The 19,868-nt window shown below is 74.5% G+C and carries 17 protein-coding genes; 12 read left to right on the plus strand and 5 right to left on the minus strand.

The genetic code is table 11. From position 1 onward, the window contains the following. Positions 1–148 precede the first annotated feature (148 nt). Positions 149–832, minus strand: coding sequence for a sigma factor-like helix-turn-helix DNA-binding protein (locus tag DMH08_RS25515; protein ID WP_125618265.1), 684 nt, complete (start codon positions 830–832; stop codon positions 149–151). Between the two features lie 301 nt (positions 833–1,133). Here DMH08_RS25515 and egtA point away from each other — a divergent pair, with 301 nt between their 5' ends. From egtA to egtD, 4 genes are read left to right on the plus strand one after another with little or no spacing between them, the layout of a single operon-like run. After that, positions 1,134–2,360 carry an ergothioneine biosynthesis glutamate--cysteine ligase EgtA gene (gene egtA / locus DMH08_RS25520; protein WP_125618267.1) on the plus strand — a complete coding sequence of 409 codons (1,227 nt, stop codon included), beginning with the start codon at positions 1,134–1,136 and terminating at the stop codon, positions 2,358–2,360. Beyond that, positions 2,348–3,691: an ergothioneine biosynthesis protein EgtB gene (gene egtB, locus DMH08_RS25525; protein ID WP_125618269.1), complete on the plus strand. Its 1,344-nt coding sequence runs from the start codon at positions 2,348–2,350 to the stop codon at positions 3,689–3,691. The genes egtA and egtB overlap by 13 nt, the downstream gene beginning before the upstream one ends. Further along, entirely contained in the window at positions 3,691–4,425 is a 735-nt protein-coding gene (egtC, locus tag DMH08_RS25530) for an ergothioneine biosynthesis protein EgtC (RefSeq protein ID WP_125618272.1), read from the plus strand. The genes egtB and egtC overlap by 1 nt, the downstream gene beginning before the upstream one ends. Before the next feature lie 10 nt (positions 4,426–4,435). Beyond that, positions 4,436–5,386, plus strand: coding sequence for an L-histidine N(alpha)-methyltransferase (gene egtD, locus DMH08_RS25535; RefSeq protein WP_125618273.1), 951 nt, complete (start codon positions 4,436–4,438; stop codon positions 5,384–5,386). A gap of 9 nt (positions 5,387–5,395) precedes the next feature. Here egtD and DMH08_RS25540 read toward each other — a convergent pair whose 3' ends face one another. Further along, positions 5,396–6,166, minus strand: a complete 771-nt coding sequence (locus tag DMH08_RS25540; protein ID WP_125618275.1) for an SGNH/GDSL hydrolase family protein — start codon at positions 6,164–6,166, stop codon at positions 5,396–5,398. A gap of 184 nt (positions 6,167–6,350) precedes the next feature. On the opposite strand from DMH08_RS25540, the gene DMH08_RS25545 reads away from it, so the two are divergent. The 7 genes from DMH08_RS25545 (at position 6,351) to DMH08_RS25575 (ending at position 13,510) form a co-directional block, all read left to right on the plus strand. Beyond that, on the plus strand, positions 6,351–7,664 hold the full coding sequence (locus DMH08_RS25545) for an acyltransferase family protein (protein ID WP_158642398.1): 1,314 nt from the start codon (positions 6,351–6,353) through the stop codon (positions 7,662–7,664). A 142-nt stretch (positions 7,665–7,806) separates the two neighbouring features. Then, positions 7,807–8,847: a hypothetical protein gene (locus DMH08_RS25550; RefSeq protein ID WP_125618278.1), complete on the plus strand. Its 1,041-nt coding sequence runs from the start codon at positions 7,807–7,809 to the stop codon at positions 8,845–8,847. A gap of 46 nt (positions 8,848–8,893) precedes the next feature. Beyond that, on the plus strand, positions 8,894–9,883 hold the full coding sequence (locus DMH08_RS25555) for a LacI family DNA-binding transcriptional regulator (RefSeq protein WP_233617799.1): 990 nt from the start codon (positions 8,894–8,896) through the stop codon (positions 9,881–9,883). Positions 9,884–10,037: 154 nt separating this feature from the next. Beyond that, entirely contained in the window at positions 10,038–11,231 is a 1,194-nt protein-coding gene (locus DMH08_RS25560) for an ABC transporter ATP-binding protein (RefSeq protein WP_125618282.1), read from the plus strand. Continuing rightward, positions 11,231–11,878 carry an ABC transporter permease gene (locus DMH08_RS25565; protein WP_026401100.1) on the plus strand — a complete coding sequence of 216 codons (648 nt, stop codon included), beginning with the start codon at positions 11,231–11,233 and terminating at the stop codon, positions 11,876–11,878. The genes DMH08_RS25560 and DMH08_RS25565 overlap by 1 nt, the downstream gene beginning before the upstream one ends. Next, positions 11,875–12,558: an ABC transporter permease gene (locus tag DMH08_RS25570; protein WP_125618284.1), complete on the plus strand. Its 684-nt coding sequence runs from the start codon at positions 11,875–11,877 to the stop codon at positions 12,556–12,558. Before DMH08_RS25565 ends, DMH08_RS25570 begins: the two co-directional genes overlap by 4 nt. 28 nt (positions 12,559–12,586) lie before the next feature. Continuing rightward, positions 12,587–13,510 carry an ABC transporter substrate-binding protein gene (locus DMH08_RS25575; protein ID WP_026401098.1) on the plus strand — a complete coding sequence of 308 codons (924 nt, stop codon included), beginning with the start codon at positions 12,587–12,589 and terminating at the stop codon, positions 13,508–13,510. A 50-nt stretch (positions 13,511–13,560) separates the two neighbouring features. On the opposite strand, the gene DMH08_RS25580 is transcribed toward DMH08_RS25575, so the two are convergent. From DMH08_RS25580 to DMH08_RS25590, 3 genes are read right to left on the minus strand one after another with little or no spacing between them, the layout of a single operon-like run. Continuing rightward, positions 13,561–14,025: a hypothetical protein gene (locus DMH08_RS25580; RefSeq protein WP_125618286.1), complete on the minus strand. Its 465-nt coding sequence runs from the start codon at positions 14,023–14,025 to the stop codon at positions 13,561–13,563. Positions 14,026–14,032: 7 nt separating this feature from the next. Beyond that, positions 14,033–14,530 carry a hypothetical protein gene (locus DMH08_RS25585; RefSeq protein WP_026401096.1) on the minus strand — a complete coding sequence of 166 codons (498 nt, stop codon included), beginning with the start codon at positions 14,528–14,530 and terminating at the stop codon, positions 14,033–14,035. Beyond that, a complete protein-coding gene (locus tag DMH08_RS25590) occupies positions 14,527–18,351 on the minus strand; it encodes an RHS repeat-associated core domain-containing protein (RefSeq protein WP_125618288.1) in 3,825 nt (1,274 codons plus the stop codon). Before DMH08_RS25590 ends, DMH08_RS25585 begins: the two co-directional genes overlap by 4 nt. A 568-nt stretch (positions 18,352–18,919) precedes the next feature. Between DMH08_RS25590 and DMH08_RS25595 the strand changes: the two genes are divergently transcribed. Next, positions 18,920–19,834, plus strand: coding sequence for an alpha/beta hydrolase fold domain-containing protein (locus DMH08_RS25595; RefSeq protein WP_233617800.1), 915 nt, complete (start codon positions 18,920–18,922; stop codon positions 19,832–19,834). Positions 19,835–19,868 lie beyond the last annotated feature (34 nt).

A 19,868-nucleotide genomic window follows, 5' to 3' on the forward strand; every position in this document is an offset into this window, starting at 1 on the left:
TCAACCGCCGCATGTTCTGCGGCTACTCCCCGTTCACCCAGGTCAGGGCCATGATCGGCGGGCGGGGTGACATCTGCGCCGGTCAGGGCGCGGCCGTGCGGTCCGGCCGGTTCCGGTTTTCCGGGCGTCGCGGCCTCGGCCGCCGCCGTCATCGGCCTGCTCGCGTCGTGGCCGACCGCCCGGGGCGCCGGGTGCGGCGGTCCTCGGCGGGGGCGTCCCGCCCCAGCACCACGAGCGGGATCGGGGCGGTCACCGTGGGGACGTCCCGCCGCGCCTCCTCCTCGCAGGCGGCGAGGACCCGCTCGCGCAACCAGCCGGGTGCGTGCGCTGGCGCACGCCGGGCCAGCAGCTTCGGCAGCTTGCCCTTCTCGAACGCGGTGATGAGGTCGAGCCGCGGTTCGGTGGTGCCGCGCATGAGGATGTCGAGGACGGCCCGTTCGAGCCGGGTCCGCGCGGTCGCGACGAGCTGCGCCGCGGTGTCGGGGGCGACGCCGAGCAGCCGGGCGATGTCGGGGACGTCCAGCCACTCGCCCGCCTGGAGCAGCAGGGCCTCGCGGTGGTCGGAGGGCAGCGCCGCGGCGGCGCGCAGCAGCGGGTCCGGGTCGGCGAACAGGGGTCCGCCGCGCGGGGCGAACGCGCCGCGGTCGGCGCAGACCGTCCGGGCGAGGGAGTACAGCCACAGGACGCCGTCGCCGCGCGGGGGCCGGTGGACGGCCGCGGCGAACGCGTCGCCGAGCGCGGCGGCCGCGACCTGGTCGCCGACGAGGGACCAGCAGTACGCGTAGAGGCGGTCCGCGTGCGCGTCGTAAAGCGAACCCGTGTCTGCGCGCATGTGACCTCCACGTCGTCCGCCTGCGGGGCCGGTGCCCGGTCTCCCGCACGATCGGCCCGATCGCTCGGAACCCATCCTTCGGCAGGCGCGCACACCGGTGGTGATCGGGACTGTAGCGCGTCCAGTCAAGAGGTGAGAAGTCCGGTAATGGGTGATTCGCGGAATGCCACGGACGGTGATCGGGACGGGTGCGAACCGTGATGTTCACGGAGATTTCAGGAAGATCATGAAAATCGCCGGATATCTGATGCGGTTCAGCAGGGAAGGATCCGAACCCGTCGACCGACCAGAGGAGTCAAGGGTGACCCGGCTGACCGTGGACGACGTCTACCAGCACATACACGGGGTCTGCTTCAAGACCGGCCCGCCCGGGACGGTGGGCGCCGAGACCGAGTGGTTCGTGGTCGACGCCGCCGATCCCGCCGCGCACGTCCCCGCCGCGAAGGTCCGCGCCCTCATGGACGCCGACGCCGCCGCGGCCGGGCCGCCGCCCGGCGGCAGCACCGTGACCTACGAACCCGGGGGGCAGCTCGAACTCAGCTCCGCGCCCTACCCCGGCCTGTCCGCCCTGCACGCCGCGCTCGCCGGCGACATCGCCCGCGTCCGCGACGTCCTCGCCCCGGCCGGGCTCGCCCTCGCCGGGCACGGCGTCGACCCCGTCCGCCGTCCCCGCTTCCAGGCCGAGCACCCCCGCTACCGCTGCATGCGCGACTACTTCGTCTCCGGCGGGTTCCCCGACGCGGGCGAGGCCATGATGTGCTCCACCGCGTCCGTGCAGGTCTGCGTCGACATCGGCGCCGACCGCGCGGACGCCGCCCGCCGCTGGCGGCTCGCCCACGCGCTCGGCCCCGTGCTGGTCGCCGCGTTCGCCAACTCGCCCGTCCGCGCCGGGCGCCGCACCGGGCTCCGGTCGTCCCGGCAGGGCATCTGGACCGAGCTCGACCCCTGCCGCACCCTCCCCGTCCTGCGCGACGGCGACGGCGACCCGGCCGAGGCGTGGACCCGGTACGCGCTGGACGCCCGCGTGATGCTCGTCCACACCGCGTCCGGCGAGTGGGTGTCCGACCCCGGCATGTCGTTCCTGGAGTGGCTCGGCAAGGGCGAACCCGGCCCGGACGACCTGGCCTACCACCTGTCGACGCTGTTCCCGCCCGTCCGGCCGCGCGGCTGGCTGGAACTGCGGATGATCGACGCGCTGCCCGGACCGTACTGGGCCGTCCCGGTCGCCGTCGTCGCCGCGCTGCTGGACGACCCGGCGGCGTCGGCGCTCGCCGAGGCCGCCGCCGAACCGGTCGCGGACCGCTGGGCCGAGGCCGCGCGGTCCGGCCCGGCCGACCCGCCGCTGGCCGCCGCCGCCCGCGCCTGCTTCGCCGCCGCGCTCGACGCGCTGCCCCGGCTCGGCGCGGCCGGGCTCGTCCCGCTGGTGGCCGAGTACGCCGGCCGCTACGTGGAGCGCGGCCGCTGCCCCGCCGACGACCCGGCCGAGCACACCACCGTCCACGAGGAGGACCCGGCATGCCCCCTGTGACCCGGACCGAACCGGTCCGCGACGAGGACGCCCTCAAAGAGCTGATCGCGACCGAGCTCGGCGCGTCCCGCGACCGCAGCCTCGGCCTCACCACCGACGTCCTCGCCGAGGACGACCTGGTCGCGCAGGTGTCGCCGCTGATGTCGCCGCTCGTGTGGGACCTCGCGCACGTCGGCAACTACGAGGAGCTGTGGCTGCTGCGCGCGGCGGCGGGCGCCGACGCCATGCGCCCGGAGATCGACGGGCTCTACGACGCGTTCGAGCATCCGCGCGCCGCGCGGCCGTCGCTGCCGCTGCTCCCGCCGGACGAGGCCCGCGCGTACATCTCGACCGTCCGCGCGAAGGTGCTGGACGCGCTGCCGTCCGTCCCGTTCGACACCCCGGACCCGCTCACCGGCGGCGGGTTCGTGTACGGGATGGTCGTCCAGCACGAGCACATGCACGACGAGACGATGCTCGCCACCCACCAGCTCCGCGCGGGCGCCCCCGCGCTCCTCGACCCGCCCGGCGGGACCGTCCGGGAGCCCGGCGCCCGAACGCGGGACGAGGTGCTGGTCGAGGGCGGCCCCTTCCAGATGGGGACGTCGGACGAGCCGTGGGCGTACGACAACGAGCGCCCCGGGCACATCGTGGAGGTGCCGTCGTACTACATCGACGCCGAACCGGTGTCGAACGCCGCCTACACGCGGTTCATGGACGACGGCGGGTACGACGACCCGCGCTGGTGGACGCCCGCCGGATGGGAGTGGCGCAACGGCAGCGGGAAGCGGTCCCCGGCGTTCTGGCGGCGCGAGGGCGGGCAGTGGCTCCGCCGCAGGTTCGGGCGCACCGAACCCGTCCCGCCCGGCGAGCCCGTCCAGCACGTGTGCTGGTACGAGGCGGACGCCTACGCGCGGTGGGCGGGCAAGCGGCTGCCCACCGAAGCCGAATGGGAGAAGGCCGCACGCTGGGACCCCGCCGTGCAGAGGTCCCGCAAGTACCCGTGGGGAGAGGTGTACGAAGAAGGACGCGCGAACCTCGGGCAGCGCGCGCTACGCCCGTCCCAGGAAGGCTCCTACGCGTCGGGCGCGTCCGCCTACGGCGTGCGCCGGATGCTCGGCGACGTCTGGGAGTGGACGTCGTCCGACTTCCACGGCTACCCGGGATTCCGCTCCTTCCCCTACAGGGAGTACTCGGAAGTCTTCTTCGGACCCGAATACAAGGTGCTCAGAGGAGGCTCCTGGGCGACCCATCCGCTCGCGATCCGCGGCTCGTTCCGCAACTGGGACTACCCGATCAGGAGGCAGATCTTCTCCGGGTTCCGCTGCGCGCGCGACGCCGGGACCCGCTGATGTGCCGCCACCTCGGGTACCTCGGCCCCGAACGCACGCTGCACTCGCTCGTCTACGACGGCGAGCACTCCCTCGAGACGCAGGCGTACGCGCCCCGCATGACGCAGGGCAACCTCCTCAACGCCGACGGGTACGGCGTCGGCTGGTACGCCGCGGGGGAGGCCGTCCGGTTCCGCCGGGCGCAGCCCCTCTGGACGGACGCGTCGTTCCGCGAGATCGCCGCGACCGTGCGGGCGTCGTGCGCGGTCGCGGCCGTCCGGTCGGCGACCGCCGGGTTCCCGGTGGACGAGTCGGGCGCCCAGCCGCTGCGCGCCGAAGGCCGGCTGTTCAGCCACAACGGCGTCGTGCGGGGCTACGCGGAGGTCGAGGGCCGGCTCCGCGAGCTCGCCGGCGACGTCGCGCGCGTCCCGGACGCCCGCGCCCCGCTCGACTCCGCCCCGCTGCTCGCCATCGCGGCGCGGCACTGGCGGGACGGCGCCGGGCTCGGCGCGGGCCTCGCCGCGACCGTCGCCGCCGTCACCGCGTTCGCCCCCGGCCGCTACAACCTGCTCGCCGCCGACGGCGCGGCCCTCGCCGCGACCACGTGGGGCGACTCGCTGTTCGTCCGGGAGGACGCCGACGCGATCCGCGTCGCGTCCGAGCCGCTCGACGGCGGCCCCGGGTGGAAACGCGTCCCCGACCGCAGCCTCGTCACCGCCGACCGCGCGTCCGGCGTCCGCATCGAATCCCTGTAAGGAGAACCACGTGGACCGGTTCCTGACCGCCGACGACCTCGCCAAGTCGCTCCGCGCCGACGTCCGGGAGGGCCTCACCGCCGTACCCAAGACGCTCCCGCCCAAGTGGTTCTACGACGAGCGCGGCAGCGAGCTGTTCGAGCAGATCACCGCGCTCGACGAGTACTACCCGACGCGGCGCGAGCGGGAGATCCTCACCGCCCGCGCCCCCGACATCGCCGCCGCGACCGGCGCCCGCACCCTCCTGGAGCTCGGCGCCGGGTCGGGCGAGAAGACCCGGCTCCTCCTCGACGCCCTCTCCGGCACCCTCCGGACCTACATACCCGTGGACGTCAGCGCCGACTTCCTCGAGGACGCCGCCCGCGGCATCGCCGCCGACCACCCGGGCCTCGCGGTCCGGCCCGTCGCCGCCGACTACGAGCAGCACCTGCACCTGCTCCCCGGCGGGGAGCGCACGCTCGTCGCGTTCCTCGGCGGGACGATCGGCAACATGCCGCCCGCCGCCCGCATCGGCTTCCTCGGCGGCATCGGCGCCGCGCTCGGCGACGACGGCTTCCTCCTGCTCGGCGCCGACCTCGTCAAGGACCCCGGCCGGCTCGTCCGCGCCTACGACGACGCCGCCGGCGTCACCGCCGAGTTCGACCGGAACGTCCTGCGGGTGCTGAACCGCGAACTGGACGCCGACTTCGACCCGTCCGCGTTCGAGCACGTCGCCTGCTGGAACGCGGCGGAGGAGTGGATCGAGATGCGGCTGCGCTCCCGCCGCGACCAGGACGTGCGCATCGGCGGCCTCGACCTCGACGTGTCGTTCGCCGCGGGCGAGGAGATGCGCACCGAGATCTCCGCGAAGTTCCGGCGCGACCGCCTCGAGAGCGAGCTGGGCGCCGCGGGCCTCGCCCTCACCGAGTTCTGGACCGACCCCGCCGGCGACTTCTCGCTCAGCCTCGCCCGTCCCGCGTGACGCCGCCGGCTACGGCGCCTGCCGCACCGGCGCGGACAGCCCCAGGCGCTCGACGGCGGCGGCCAGCCGGGACGCCAGGTAGCGGTGGCCCTCCGGGGTGGGGTGGGTGCCGTCCGCCTTGATGTACCGGGACGCGTTGCCGCCCACCCGGCCGCCGGTGATCCACTGCTCGGCGAGCGGGTCGACGAACGGGATGCCGAGCCGCCCCGCGAGCTGCTGCAGCGCGTTCCGGACGCCGAGCACCTGCGGCGTCGGGGTCCCGTTGCCCCACATCGGCCCCATCAGGAGCAGGCGCGTGCCGGGCCACCGCTGCGCCGCGCGGTCCAGCAGCGTCCGCGCGGCCGCCGCGACCTCCGCGGGCGGCACCCGCCGGTCGTTGTGGCCGCCGGACACCACCAGCATGTCCGGCGCGGGCCGCCAGCCGAGCTGCATCTCGAACAGGCCCAGGAAGTCGTCGCGGCCGTTCGTCGTCTTCACGAACCCGGTGCCGCCGCGCCCGCCGACGATCACCTGCCAGCCGAGCAGCCGCGCCGTCCCGGACGCGTACGTCTCCTCCGGCGCGACCCCGACCTCGCCGACCGTGTAGCTGTCGCCGAGGAACATCACCACGGGCGGCGCGGTCCGCGGGGCGCCCGACGCCGGTGCGGACGGCTCGTCCGCCACGGCGGAGCTGTGCACCGGGTTGGCGACCGCCGAGCAGCCCGCGACGGCCCACGGGCCGGCCAGCACGGCAAGGCACAGCGTCAACGCCGCGCCGCGACGGGCGCGGCGAAGGTACATGGAGACCGTCCAAGAACTGGGGGATGCATCCGTATCTTACTGATCCGGACACCCTCCCGTGAGCGGACCGCCCGCGCCCCCCGCCGCGTGTCGCCCGTCCGGAGGTCTGACCTACACCGGCCGTTCACCCGCTCCTCACGTCCGGGTACGCGCCGGGAAACCCGGCGCCGAGAGGGTTCCGCCGGTGACCCGACACGAATCCCCGCCCGCGGACGCGGCGCCGCCGACGGCGGTCCGGTCCCGGCCCGACCTCCCCCCGCCCGCCCTCCCCCCGGACGACCGCCCCCCGCGGGACGCGGGCCCGCGGGACCTGCCGCCGCTCCCCGCGCCCGGACGCCCCGGGCACGGCCGGCTCCGCGAGCTGGACCTGCTGCGCTTCCTCGCGGCGGTCGCGGTGGTGCTGTACCACTTCACCGGCTTCGACGGCGCCGGCCCGTGGCCGGAGCCCTCGCTGGACGTCTTCCCCGGCCTCGGCGCCGTGACGAGCCACGGGTACCTCGGCGTCGACCTGTTCTTCGTCATCAGCGGATTCGTGATCCTGCTGAGCGCGTGGGGACGCGGGCCCGGCGAGTTCGGCGTCTCCCGCCTCGTCCGCCTCATGCCGGCGTACTGGTTCAGCGTGCTGCTCGGCGCCGCCGTGTACGCGGTGTTCCGGATGGGGCACGGCGCGCCGGGCCTCGTCATCCCCAACCTGACGATGCTGCAGGGCGGTCTCGACGTCCGGAACGTGGACGCCGTGTACTGGACGCTCTGGGTCGAGCTCCACTTCTACGTGCTCGTCGCCGTCCTCGCTGGAATCGGCATCACGTACCGCTCCTGCCTCGTCTTCATGGCCGCCTGGCTGTTCGGCGGCCTCTACGCCAACCAGGCGGACAACGAACTGCTCCAAGTCATGCTGCTGCCGACGTGGAGCCCGTACTTCATCGGCGGCATGGCCCTGTTCATGATCTACAAGTTCGGCCCCACCCTGCTCCTGTGGGGATACGTCGCCGTGTCGTGGCTCCTGGCCCTGCACTGGGGCGCGTGGCGCGCGCGCACGGCGTGGGAAGAGGCGAACGAGATCGCCGTCGGCGTGGCCGTCACCGGCATCTTCGCGCTGATGAGCCTCGTCGCGCTGGGCAGGCTCAGGTGGATCCGCTGGCGCGGGCTGACCGTCCTCGGCGCGCTGACCTACCCGCTGTACCTCGTGCACTCGCAGCTCGCCCTGCCGCTCGTCGACGCCCTGTACCCGGCCGCCGGCCGCTGGGGCGCGCTCGCCGCCACCGTCGCCGCGTCCCTGCTGCTGTCCTACGCCGTGCACCGGCTGGTGGAGGGCCCCGCCGCGCGCTGGATGAAGGCGCGCCTCCGCGCGTCCCTCGAACCGGTGCGCGCCGCCGGGGCGGCCGGCACTAGGTTGGCGCGGCATGAGGCTCTGGGTGGACGCCGCGGTCCTGGCATCGACGGCGGCGACCCTCGCGGCGACCGCCCGCCCAAGGTTCCACCCCACCCCGCCCCATGACGACCACCGAAACGACGACGAAGACCCGCGTCCGGGGGGCGACGTCCCGCGCCGGGGGGTCCTTCTCCCGGGCGGCCTGAGGAACGAAGGCCGACCGGTTCCCTCCCGGTTCGCGTGCCCAGAGGTCGTCCTGGGGATCGTTGTGGCGCTCGTGTACGTGAACCAGGTGCTGTTCACGGTCTACGTGCTCCGGGTGCACGGCGGCGACGCCGCGTTCGTGGCGCGGTACCTGCCCGAGGGGTGGTTCGCGCTGGCGGACGGTCCGGCGATGCGGGCGGTCGCCGAACGGGTTCCCGGGCCCGAACTGCTGGCTCCGTCCGTCCTGCGGGTGCAGGCGTTCCTCGAACTGCCCTTCGTGCTGCTCGCCTACGTGACGGTCCTGCGGTGGCTGGACCGCGGGCTGTACCGGCGCGTCGCGGGGTCGTGGCTCGTCTGGGCGGCGTCCCTGTCGTACACGTTCGTGTTCTGCGCCGTGGAGTGGGGGCTGCGCAACCCGTACACGACCGAGGACATCGCGATCCGGGTGTGCGCGGCGGCGGTCACGCCCCCGCTCGTCCGGTGGCTCGCGCGGCGGGACGGGGACGGCGGCCCGCGGGTCTCGTCGCCCGCGCGGCTCCTCGCCTTCGCCGCGTCCGTCTGGGCCTTGGGCCACCTGGTGCTCACGGTGTACGACACCGCGCTGCTCTACAACCTCGGGCATCTGGGCGGGCGGCTGCCGGGGGCGGTGGCCGCCGCGGCCGTACTCGCGGCGGCGCGCCTGGCGGCCGGGCGGCTGCCCGGCGGCGAGCCGGGACGGGCGGTGGCGAGCGTGCGGCACGCGCTGCGGTACGCGCTCGTCCTGTTCCTGGTGCCCGCGCTCGCGGTCCGGTACGGCCCGAACCTGGGCTCGCCGCCGCTCGCGGGCGCGGCCGGGCTGCTGGTGTGCGGCGCGGCGGCGGGGCTCGCGCTGCGGGCGGCCCTGGCGGGCGCCGGTCCGCGCCGGACGCTCCTGTGGTGCGGGCAGGCGTCCGCCGCGCTCGCCGCGGGCGGGCTCGCGGGGTTCGCCGCCGTCCGCGCGGTGACGGACGTGTACTACGAGGCGGGCCTGCTCAGGGGCGCGGCCGTGTGCTTCGGCACGGCCGTCGCCGTGTGCGCGGTGACGGACCGGTGGCTCGACGGGCGCCCTGTCGGCCCCGCCGCCTAGGGTGTGAAGGATGGCGGCGAGGGGGAAACGCGCGACCATCCGGGAAGTGGCCGAGGAGACGGGCCTGTCGCCCGCCGCCGTCTCGTACGCGCTCCGCGGCGTCCAGACGTCGGAGGAGACGCAGGCGCGGGTCCGCGCGGCCGCCGAGCGGCTCGGCTACGAGGCGCACCCGATCGCCCGCGCGCTCGCCAGCGGGCGCACCGGGCAGATCGGGCTGCTGTGCGGCTCGCTGGAGGACTACTGGCAGCAGTCGCTCGCGGTCGGCATCGGCCGCGCGCTGCTCGCCCGCGACCGGTACGCCCTCATCGTCGACGCGGGCGGCGACCCGGAGCGGGAGCTCGCGCTCGCCCGGCGGCTGCGCGACCAGCGGGTGGACGGCCTCATCGTGCAGCCGCTCGACCCGGCCGCCGCGCTGTGGGCCGAGATCGGCGGCGCCCTGCCGGTGGTGTCGATCGGGGACGCGCTGCACGGCGGGCGGTCGCACGGCGAGGTCGTGTTCGACAACCGGCGCGGCGTCACGCTCGCCCTGGAGCATCTGCGCGGCCTCGGGCACCGGCACCTCGCGGTGTTCACCGCCACCCGCGCCAGCACCCCGGACCGTCCGGCGGACGTGCACGTCGACGCCGAGGCCGGACGGCTCGGGCTGCGCGCGGACGTCGTCGCGGTCCCGCAGGGCCTCGCCGCCGCGACGGACGCCGCGCTGCGCGTGCTCGGGCGGCCGGACCGTCCCTCGGCGGTGTTCTGCTTCACCGACTCGATGGCCTACGGCGTGTACGCCGCGACCCGGGAACTCGGCCTGGACGTGCCGGGCGACGTCGCCGTCTGCGGGTACGACGACCATCCGATGTCGGCGCTGCTGACCCCGCCGCTGACGAGCGTCGACTGGGACATCGACGGCATCGTCGAGGCGGCCGTCGGGCTGGTCGTCGGCGGCGTCGACGGTGCCGGCGACGGCGCTGCGGGCGGCGGGGCCCGGGGCGGCCGCGTCGTCCGCGAACCGGCGCTGCGCGTCCGGACGTCGACGGGCGGTGAATGAGGCGACCGTCACATCGAGTCGGGCTATCGGCCTGTATAGGCGACGTTTCGGTCATATTGGGGCGCTGCACGTGCGGTACCCATTGGCTACGGTTGGGCAGATGGCCGAAATCGAACATCGGCGTCTCCGGCGCCCAGCGAGGACGTGATCCCGTTTGATCACCTTTGAGGGCGTCACCAAGCGCTACCCCGACGGCACCGTCGCGCTCGACGACGTCAGCCTGGAGTGCCCCACCGGCCGGATCACCGTGTTCGTCGGGACGTCCGGCGGCGGCAAGACCACCGCGCTGCGCACCATCAACCGGATGGTCGACCCCACCGCGGGCCGGGTGCTCATCGACGGCCGCGACGTCCGCGACCGCAAGCCCGCCGAACTCCGCCGCGGCATCGGCTACGTCATCCAGCACGCCGGGCTGTTCCCGCACCGCACCGTCGAGGACAACATCGCGACCGTGCCCCGGCTGCTGGGCCGGAAGAAGAAGGAGACCCGCGACCGGGCCCACGAGCTCATGAAGCTCGTCGGGCTGGAGCCGGCGATGGCGAAGCGCTACCCGTTCCAGCTCTCCGGCGGGCAGCAGCAGCGGGTGGGCGTGGCGCGCGCGCTCGCCGCCGACCCCCCGATCATGCTGATGGACGAGCCGTTCAGCGCCGTCGACCCGGTCGTCCGCGCCGAACTGCAGGACGAGTTCCTCCGCCTCCAGGACGAACTGCACAAGACCATCGTGTTCGTCACCCACGACATCGACGAGGCGATCAAGCTCGGCGACCGCATCGCCGTGTTCCGGACGGGCGGCGAGCTCGTCCAGGTCGACAGCCCGCGGAACCTCCTCGCCCGCCCCGCCGACGACTTCGTCGCCGGGTTCATCGGGCACGACCGCGGCATCCGCAGCCTCTCGTTCGTCCCCGCCGCCGAGGCGCCGCTGTCCGAGCGGGGCATCCTGCCCGCGGACGCGCCGGTCGAGCAGGCCCGGGACGCCGCGGACGGCTGGACGCTCGTCGTCGACGTCGCGGGCCGCCCGCTCGGCTGGGCCGCCGCCGACGCGCTCCCCGCGGAGGGCGTCCTCGCCGACGCGCGGCTCGCCCCCATCGGGCACTCGTTCTCCATCGAGGGCGACTCGCTGCGCGCCGCGCTGGACGCCGCGATCCTGTCGCCGTCCGGCCGGGCCGTCGCGGTGGACGGCGAGGGGCGCGTGCTGGGCCTCGCCGACCAGGCCGACCTCGGCGCCGCGATCAGCGCCTCCGGCACCCGCGTGCGGCCCGAGTCCCCGCCCGAGTCCCCGCCCGCGGCGCCGTCCGCGCCGTCCCCCGCGGCCACGGTGCCGGGCGGCGAGGACGGGGCGTCCGCCTGATGGAGATCGACTGGGGCTGGATCGGCGAGCACACCGCCGACCTGTCCGAGAACGCCCTGCTCCACCTCCGCCTCGCGCTCCTGCCGGTGCTGTTCGGACTGCTGATCTCGCTGCCGCTCGGCGTGCTGTGCCGCCGCTACGGCTGGCTGTACCCGCCGGCGCTGACGCTCGCGAACGTCCTGTACGCGATCCCGTCGCTGGCGCTGTTCATGGTCTTCATCCAGTACACCGGGCTGACCCCCTCCACGGTGATCATCCCGCTGACCCTGTACAGCCTGTCGGTCCTCGTCCCGAACGTCGTGGACGGCCTCGGCTCGGTGTCCGAACCCGTGCGGCAGGCCGCCACCGCGATGGGCTTCGGCCCGCTGCGCCGGCTGGTCCGCGTCGAGCTGCCGATCGCCGTGCCGGTCGTCATCGCCGGGACGCGCGTCGCCGCCGTCTCGTCCATCAGCCTCGTCGCCGTCGGGCAGCTCATCGGGCAGGGCGGCCTCGGCTACGACATCGTCCGCGGGTACCAGCTGCAGTTCCCGACGCAGATCCTCGCCGCCTCGGTGCTGATCGTCGCGCTCGCGCTCGTCACCGACGCGCTCCTCGTCGCGCTGCAGCGCTTCCTGACCCCGTGGGCCCGCGCGCGAGGTGCGTCATGAACGATGTGTGGAACCAGATCGACCTGTCCTGGACGTGGCTGACGTCGGGCGAGCAGTGGGAGGGCGAGGGCGGCATCCCGCACCGCCTCTGGCAGCACCTCGTCTACAGCGGGACGTCGCTGTTCTTCGCCGCGCTGATCGGGCTCGCGCTCGGCCTGCTCGTCGGGCACACCGGCCGCGGCGGGTTCCTCGCGACCGGCGTCGCCAACATCGCCCGCGCGATCCCCACGTTCGGGCTCGTCCTGGTCATCGTCGTGATCGACTACAGCATCACCCCGGTCCTGATCGCCCTGGTGGCGCTGGCCGTCCCGCCGATCCTCGTCAACACCTACGAGGGGGTCCGCGGCGTCGACGCCGACGCCCGCGACGCCGCGCGCGGCATGGGCATGACCGGGTGGAGCGTCCTGTGGCGCGCCGAGCTGCCGATGGCGATGCCGCTGATCCTGCTCGGCCTGCGCACGTCCGCGATCCAGGTCGTCGCCACCGCGACCCTCGCCGCCTACCCCGGCTTCGGGGGCCTCGGCCGCTACATCATCGACGGACTCGCCCGCAACGACTACCAGCTCGTCGTGGGCGGCACCGTCCTCGTCGTGGCGCTCGCGCTGCTCGTCCAGCTGGTCTTCGCGGTGCTGCGCCGCCTCCTCGTCTCCCCGGGCCTGCTCGGAACGGCCCGCTCCTGACCGTCCCCACGGAAGGAAACGCACACCCATGAAGAAGATGATCCGCGGCGCGGTCGTGGGCCTCGCGGCCGCACTCGCCCTGACCGCCTGCGGCGGCGGGGACGACTCGGGCGACAACCCCCTGGCCGGCGGGGGCGGCGACGCGTCCGCCGTCACCGTCGGCAGCGCCAACTTCCCCGAGAGCGCGCTCCTCGGCGAGATCTACGCGCAGGCCCTCGAAGGCAAGGGCGTCAAGGTCGAGCGCAAGTTCAACATCGGCGCCCGCGAGGTCTACTACGACCAGGTCGTCAAGGGCGGCATCGACGTCATGCCCGAGTACAACGGAGCCCTGCTGACCACCTCGGTCGACCCGAAGAGCACCGCCGCCACCACCGAGGAGATCAACAAGGAGCTCACCGCGAAGCTGCCGGACGGCGTCGCGATCCTCGCCTCCGCGGCGGCCGAGGACAAGGACTCGGTCACCGTCACCAAGGAGACCGCGCAGAAGCACGACCTGAAGACGATCGAGGACCTGGCGTCCGTCGCGGGGCGGATGACGATCGGCGGGCCGTCCGAGTTCAAGACCCGCCAGCAGGGCCTCGTCGGCCTCGAGAGCCAGTACGGGCTGAAGTTCGAGAAGTTCCAGCCGCTGGACGCCGGCGCCCAGGCGACCCTCGTCGAGCTGCTCGTCGACGACGAGATCCAGGCCGCCGACCTGTTCACCACCGACCCCATGATCGCCGAGCACGGCCTCGTCGTCCTGGAGGACCCGAAGCACGTGTTCAGCGCCCAGAACGTCACCCCGCTCGTCTACGAGAAGGGCGTCGACGAGCAGGCCCGCACGGCCCTCGACGCCGTGTCCGCCAAGCTCACGACGCAGCACCTCCTCGACATGATGAAGCGCATCGTCGTCGACAAGGACGACCAGGAGAAGGTCGCCGAGGAGTGGCTCAAGCAGAACGCCCTCGCCTGACGATCCGGACGCCGTGGACCCCGGGCCGCCCGCGCGGCCCGGGGTTCCCGCTATCCGGGAAGGAGCCCGAGGATCGTCTCCGCCTCCTCGGCGTACGCGCCCGCGCCCATGGCGCGGACGGTGTAGTACCCCTCGTTCAGGACCCGCAGGAACGCCGCGCCCTCCGGCGACACCGCCCCCGCGCCGCGGACCGCGTCCGCGAGGAACAGCAGGACGAACGCGATCTCGTCGAGGACGCCGCCCTCGGCACCGTCGGACAGGGCGTTGACGAGGACCGCGGCGACCGGCGCGGCGGGCGCCGCGAGCCCCGCGTCGCCGCCGCCCAGATGGTCGACGAGCCCCGACCCGTCCCCGCCCCCGGCCAGCAGGGACGCGACGGCGTCCCGGACGTGGGCCGCGTCGCGCCCGCACCCGCAGCGCAGGGACGTCCAGTCGCGGCGTTCGAGCTCCAACACGGCGAGCGGGTAGTCGTACAGGTCCGCGTTGGCCTTCAGCAGGCGGGACTTCTCCGACATCGGCCGCTCAGCCCTCCCCGTACATGCGCGCGTAGTACGCCCGGCGGTCGTCGTCCTCGTCCAGCGCCTCCAGGACGTCCCGCGCGAACGCGGTCTCCCCGTGCTCCAGCTCCCGGTACAGGACGGACGTGCCCCGCACCAGCCGCGGGAAGCACTCGTCGGCGTAGGGCCCCTCGCCGCCGGCGATGCGCCAGAGGTTCTGCAGGATGTCGCGCCGCAGCCCCGGCGCGACGTCGCACAGCAGCGCCTGGAGGAGCACGCCGATCATGGGCACCGCGGCCGCGTACACGTACGTGTCGTACTGGATGTGCCCTTCGAGGTCGAAGCCGAGCTCGCGGGCGGGCGAGTCGGGGTCGGCGGCGTCCCGTATCGCGGACGCCAGATGCTCGCCCGTCTGCCCGCACTCGCACCGGACGCGGTTCCACGGGACGGCGTCGAGCTCACGTTCGAGCAGCGCGAACGCGTGGCGGGCCTGCGCGTCCGAGATGGCGGGCCGGTTCGTCATGCCCAGGCACCTCCCGGGTCGGCCGAGGTGCCCGGCGCGAACCGGTCACGGGGGAAGATGCTCTGGCACGTCGTGCAGACGGCGCGCTCCTGCCATGCCTTCCCGCCCGGGAAGTTGTCCATCTTGTCGAGCATGAGCGCCCGCGTGAACTGGACGTCGTTCATGTTCCACCCCGTTCCCACCAGGATGTTCGGCTCGGCGCAGTTCCCGCGCCCCGAGGTCGTGACCGCGACTTCGCCCGTCCGCGTGTTGACGGCGCCCACCCAGGTCTTCCCGCGCGCCTTGCCTTCGGAACCGAACGCCTCGTTCGTGAGCATGTTCCGCGCGGCGGCCATCCGGTCCTCCAGGTTCCACGGCCCCTTCGGCGCGTTGCGGACCAGGGGCGGCTCGTAGTTGTCCCGGGCCGACACCCGGCCGCGCGTGCCCCGCTCCGGTCGGTTGTCGGTGATCGTACCGTTCGGCCCCGCGCTGAACCGGGGCGAGAGGCCCAGCGGGTCGATCCACGTCGTGGGATTCGGGACGTACGCGTGCGCGTTCGGCTGCGGCGCCAGCCCGAGCGGGTCCGGGGACGCGTACCCGCCGCTCTCCGGGTCGTAGTACCGGTTGAGGTTGTAGTTCAGCCCCGTCTCCGGGTCGTGGTACTGACCGGGATGGCGCAGCGGGCACGGGCTGGGCCGGGCCGTCGTCGGGACGTCCCACGGCGTGGCGGGCGGGACGGGCGCGGCGGTGCCGTCCGGGGAGACGAGTTCGGTGGGCGCGCCGGTGAGGTTCGTGACGATCGCCCGGAACTCCCGGTCGATCCACTGCTGCGGCGCGGACGCCGCCCGCGCGGCGCTCGTCTGCGCCACCGGCGTGTGGGTCCCCGGGGTGTAGTCCCAGGTGGTGACGCGGGAGGCGCCGCCGCCGATGTGCACCTGCTCGGCGAGCCGCGTCCCGTCCCAGGCGAACAGGTACACCTCGGGGGAGGGGCCGCCGCCGGGCGCGAGGCGCTGCTTGGCGGTGCGGCGGCCGAACGGGTCGTAGTGGTAGCTCCAGCGGGTCCCGTCCGGGGTCTCGGTGCCGACGAGGCGGTCCTCGGCGTCCCAGTGGAACCGCCACCGCAGCCGCTTGCCGGACAGCGTGACCCGCTCCCGCAGCACCAGCCGGCCCTGCGCGTCGTGCTCGTAGCGGGTCCGGCCCGCGCTCCGCACGAGCGTCCCGGCGTGGGCGAGGGCGCCGCCCCCGGCGGTGTCCGGATCGGCCGCCGGGTGCTCGGCGCGGGCGAGGTTGCCCGCGTCGTCGTAGGCGTACCGCTCGCTCCACCCCCGCGCCTGGACGGCGGTGATGCGGCCGCGCCCGTCCAGGGTGTAGCCGCGGTCGCCGGCGAGCCGGTCGGTGACGCCGGTGAGCCCGCCGTCCGGCCGGTACGCGTACGTGCGGTGCTGCAGCAGCCGGGCCCCTTCGCCCGGCGCGGCGGGCGCACCCCACACGGTCTGGCCGGTGACGCGGTGCGCCGCGTCCCAGCGCTGGACGAGCGCGGCGGCCGCCCCGATGCGGCGCTCGGTCTCGCGGCCCGCCGCGTCGTACCCGAACGCGAGCGCGTGGCCGCCGGTCGACAGGCTCGTGGGCAGGCCCGTGGGGTCGTGCGTCCAGGTGGACCGGACGCCGGACGGCGTGGTGCGGGCCAGGACGCGGCCCAGCGGGTCCCGCTCGTAGGCGACGGTCGCGCCGTTCACCGTCTCGGTGAGCAGGTCGCCGAGCGGGTCGTAGGTGCGGACGACCGTCGCGTCGCGGTTCCGCGCCTCCGTCACGCGCCCCATGGCGTCGTGCGCGAACGTGGTCACCTTGCCCGCCGCGTCCGTCCGGACGGTGTTGCCGAGCACGTCCCGCGTGAACGCCGTCGTCTCGCCCGCGCCGTTGGTGCGCGTGACGAGCCGCCCCGCCGCGTCGTAGCCGTAGCGGACGGTGCGCCCGTTGAAGTCGGTCTCGGCGAGCAGGTTGCCGTTCGGGTCGTACTCGTACGTCCACGACATCCCGCCGCCGGTGGTGACGGAGGTCAGGTGCATCTCGGCGTCGTGCGCGAACGCGAGCGTGGAGCCGTCCGGGCGGGTCACCCGGACCGGCAGGTCCAGCGGGCCGAACTCGGCGCGGGTCGTCTGCCCGAGCGGGTCCACGTGCTCGACCTGGTTGCCCTCGCCGTCGTAGCGCCAGCGGTCGGCGGCCCCGTCCGGGTGGGTGCGCGACAGGAGCCGCCCCTCGACCGTCCACTCCAGCCGCGTCACCCCGCCGACCGGGTCGGTCAGCGAGACCGGACGGCCGAGCGCGTCGAGCTCGGTGCGGGTGACGGCCCCCGTCGGATCGGTGATCGCGACCGTCCGTCCGGCCGCGTCGGTCTCCGCGCGGGTGGTGTGCCCGAGCGCGTCGGTGACCGCCGCGACGGCGCCGTTCGCGGTGTACTCGGTCGTCGTGGTGTTCCCGGCGGGGTCGGTGACGCGGACCGCGTTGCCCCGCTCGTCGTACTCCTGCGTCCACACCGCCCCGTCGGCCGCGACGAACCGGACGGGGAGGTTCAGCTCGTTGTACTCGGCGGACGCGCTCGTCCCGTCCGGGTAGCCGACCCGGACGAGGTTGCCCCGCTCGTCGTAGGAGTAGGTGGTGGTCGCGCCGAGCGGGTCCGTCGTCGACAGGAGGCGGTCGAACTCGTCCCACGCGGACCGGGTGGCGTTGCCGAGCGGGTCGACCACCTCCACGACCTGGTGGCGCTCGTTGTACCGGTAGACGGTCGTGTGGCCGCGCGCGTCGGTGACCCGGGTCAGGGCGTTGTCCGGGTCGAACGCCAGCGTCGCGCTCAGCACCCCGTCGGACGACTCGGTGCGGACGGCGCGCCCCTCGCCGTCGTACGCGTAGCGGAACCAGTGGCCGTTGCGGTCGGTCCACCCGGTGAGGCGGTGCTCGTCGTCGTACCGGAACCGCTGGGGGAGGCCCGAGGAGTCGAACACCTCGGTGAGGTCCGCGGTCCGCGGGTCGTAGCCGAACCGGCGCAGGACCGTTCCGTCCGGGGTCCGCAGCGCGCCGACGCGGCGCTCCTCGCCGAACGGCACGGTGTCGACGACGACCCGGTACCCGCCCGAGTGCCGCACCTCCGCGAGGACCCGGTCCTCGTACACGAACTCGATGCGGTTGCCGTTGCGGTCGGTGACGGCGGTGAGGGGCAGCCGCGACCAGCCGGTGTCGGCGCCGGGCGCCGGGAAATGCAGGCTGACGCCGGTCCGCGGGTTCGTCAGCCGGTACCCGCCGTCGCCGGTGAGGACGAGCGGCTCCCGCGGGCCCGCCTCCGGGAGGAACTCGACGTTCGGCACCAGCTGCTGCGGATACGTCCGGACGGACCCGTCCTCCTGGAGGAACCGCACGCCCGTGCCGTCCAGTTCCAGGGCGATGTCCAGCGTCGACGCCCACGAGGGCCCGAACAGGGCGCCCGCCCGGTACGTCGAGATGTGGGTGCGCTGGAGCGTCAGCGGCAGGACGCCCGGGAGCGTGACGTCCGTCTGGGAGAGCAGCACCTCGCCCGCGACGATGCCGACCGGGTCGCTGGCCGCCGGGGTGTTGCCGGTCGGCCGCCCCTGCGACTGCGGGTTGCCGCCGTTGCGCGGGTTCCCGTTCCGGCCGGACGGGCGCGCGGGCCGGCTCGGTCCGGGCGGGAGCGCGGGCCGGTCCCCGGACCCCGTGCGGCGCGGCGCGGGGAACGTCGCCCTGCCGAAGACGCCGCCGGCCCCCGAGGCCGCGTTGCCCCTGCGGCCCCCGTTGCCGCCCCCGTTGCCGTTGTTGCCCCTGCGGCCGCCCATGCACGACCCCCATCACGTGCGAGGAGCGGGAGGCTCCGTGGTCGTTCAAGATCAAGTCGGGCTTTTCGGAGAATAGCCGCGGCGGCGAGACATGCGCAAAACGTCCCGTCTCGACCGACTTTGCCGGGTCGGCGACCGTCCGGTCACCCACCGTCCGCGCGGTCCGGCCGGGCCGGTCGCGCCCCGGACCGCCCGGCGGCGACGAAGGCGCTTTTGGTTTGACGATCGGTGCGACTTTTGCGTTGAATGGACGGCGGTGCCGCGTGGCGTGCGCAAGAGTGCCCGACGAGGACAGGGGCCAGGCCGCGTAACGACCGGGCGAGCACCGGAAGCCCGAAGGGAATGATGCAGGTGGCCGCCTCTCGCACGGACCGCGCCTAGCCGCATCGCGCCGTTCTGACCTGCGCCCATGTGAGCCTGGGCGCCGTCTGCCGCGCCCTGACGCGTCGTATCGCCGCACCCGTACCTCCCAGGCGCCTTTCGGCCGCCCATTGAACGGGTCCGTCCATTTCCCGGATTCACTCCGCATTGCGTTCCGGCATGCGGAAAAACGAAACGAAGGCACGCATTGACCGAACCGACCGACGATTCCGCCACCGGCCCGACGACGACCCGCGTCAGCGGGCCCGACACGTTCGACACCGTCGTCGCCGCCATGGGCGCCCTGACCGCCGACCCGCCGCCGATGCCCCCGGACGCCGACACGTCCGAGCCGTTCGCGCTGCCCGTGCCGGGCCGGTGGGCGAACGGGTCCGGACGCACGCCCCGGGAGGCGGGCGTGGTCCTGTACGTGCACGGCGGCGGCTTCGAGCAGAGCAACCCCGAGTTCGAGCACGCGATGGCGTACCGCCTGTCGAAGGCGGCGGGCCGTCCGGCGTTCGCCATCGACTACTCGCTGGCCCCGGAACACCCCTTCCCGGCCGCGCACGACGAGGTGGTCGCCGTCTACCGCGCGCTGCTGGCCGAGGGCGTCCCGCCCGGACGCACCGTGCTGTTCGGCGAGTCGGCCGGTGCGACGCTCGTCCTGGGGGCGCTGCTCGCCGTGCGCGCCGCGGGCGTGCCGCTCCCGGGCGCGGCGGTGCCCGTCTCACCGATCGCGGACCTGACGCTGGCGAGCCCGTCGATCGACGCTCCCGCGGGCCCGGACATGATCGGCCGCGACGTCCTGGAGCACATCGTCGGCCGCTACCTGGGCGGGCGGCCGAACGACCGAGCGCCGCAGTCGCCCCTCCACGGCGACCCGGCGGGCCTGCCGCGCCTGCTCCTCGTCGCCGGCGGCAACGAGGTCCTGCTGGACGACGCGCGGCGCTTCGCCGAGGCCGCGGCCGGAGCGGGAGTCGAGGTCGCGCTGGACGTCTACGACGGCATGCCGCACGCGTTCCACCTGGCCGCCCTCCTGGAACCGCGGCCCCCGGTGGGCGCCGCGTTCCTGGAGCGCCTGTCGTCCTGGCTGGACCGGTCCGAGCGGGACGCCCCCGCCTGACCCGCGAACCCGAAGAGCCCGCCGCCCGCCCCGG

Source organism: Actinomadura sp. WAC 06369, assembly GCF_003947565.1.
Lineage (GTDB): Bacteria > Actinomycetota > Actinomycetes > Streptosporangiales > Streptosporangiaceae > Spirillospora > Spirillospora rifamycini.